This is a genomic window from Pseudomonas sp. YQ_5, from assembly GCF_043103305.1.
In the GTDB taxonomy this organism is placed as follows: domain Bacteria; phylum Pseudomonadota; class Gammaproteobacteria; order Pseudomonadales; family Pseudomonadaceae; genus Aquipseudomonas; species Aquipseudomonas putida_Y.
Genome location: NZ_JBICJS010000023.1, coordinates 1 through 1,218, shown reverse-complemented (window position 1 = coordinate 1,218; position 1,218 = coordinate 1). Strand labels below are relative to the sequence as shown.

At 58.1% G+C, this 1,218-nt stretch carries 1 protein-coding gene and 1 pseudogene; both read left to right on the top strand.

Annotation, left to right across the window (positions count from 1 at the left end; translation table 11 throughout):
* Window positions 1-222 (top strand): IS66 family insertion sequence element accessory protein TnpB (gene tnpB, locus ACF8EA_RS03910; protein WP_392521154.1); only part of this gene is annotated, 222 nt, incomplete at its 5' end.
* 18 nt (window positions 223-240) lie between these two features.
* Window positions 241-1,218: pseudogene (locus tag ACF8EA_RS03905) on the top strand (IS66-like element ISPpu15 family transposase); the annotation flags it as partial.

Sequence of the window (1,218 nt, the reverse complement as noted above, 5' to 3'; positions counted from 1 at the left end):
TTCCTCAATAAAGCCCGTAACCGCATCAAGGTGTTGTATTGGGAGCGCAACGGCTTCTGCCTTTGGCTCAAGCGCCTCGAAGCCGAGCGTTTCAAAACTTCACCCGACGCGACCGACGAAGCTATCGTACTGACCGTCCAGGAACTGAATTGGCTACTCGACGGTTTCGATCTCTGGCGCAACCGTCCGCATCAGGTTTTGACTCCTCGTTTCGTCGCCTGAGCGGGTATAATCCGGGCCATGATTTCAGTGCCCGATAACCTTCCTGACGACCCTGTCGCGCTCAAACTACTGCTTGCGCAGTTGTTGGCCGAGCGCACGGTCGACAAAGGTCAGATCGTCGACCTTAAGGAACAGGTCAAGCTGCTGCGTGACCGATTATTCAATCGCAAGTCCGAGCAAACCGTCGAGTCCAACACGCCCCAACTGGCGTTGTTCAATGAACCCGAAAGTCAGTGGGTACCTACCGCTGATGATGCCGACGAAGAAGTTGTTGCGCCAAGCAAGCAGCGCGGCAAACGCAAGCCACTGTCGGCTGACCTGCCACGCATTGAAGTCATTCATGACTTGCCCGAGCACGAACTGACTTGCGCCTGTGGTTGCCGCAAACACGTGATTGGCGAGCAAACCAGCGAACAACTCGACATCGTGCCGATGCAGATCCGTGTGCTTAAACACGTACGCAAAATCTATGGCTGCCGTGGCTGCGAAACCGCGCCGGTCACCGCTGACAAGCCGGCCCAATTGATTGAAAAGAGCATGGCCAGTCCCAGCGTGCTGGCGATGTTGCTGACCACCAAATACGTCGATGGCCTGCCGCTGCACCGCTTCGAGACGGTGCTGAACCGACATGGTATCGAGATCCCCCGGCAAACCCTGGCCCGCTGGGTCATCCAGTGCAGCGAACACTTTCAGCCACTGCTGAACCTGATGCGTGACCGCCTGCTGGAAAGCCCGGTGATCCATTGCGATGAAACTCGCGTGCAGGTGCTCAAAGAGCCGGATCGTGATCCGACCAGTCAATCCTGGATGTGGGTGCAGGCCAGTGGCCCGCCTGATCGACAAGTCGTGCTGTTCGATTACACCACCAGCCGCGCGCAGGAGGTGCCGCTGCGCCTGCTGGAGGGCTATCGCGGTTACGTGATGACCGATGATTACGCCGGCTACAGCGCGTTGGCGCTACAGCCGGGCGTTGAACGACTGGCGTGCATGGCGCAT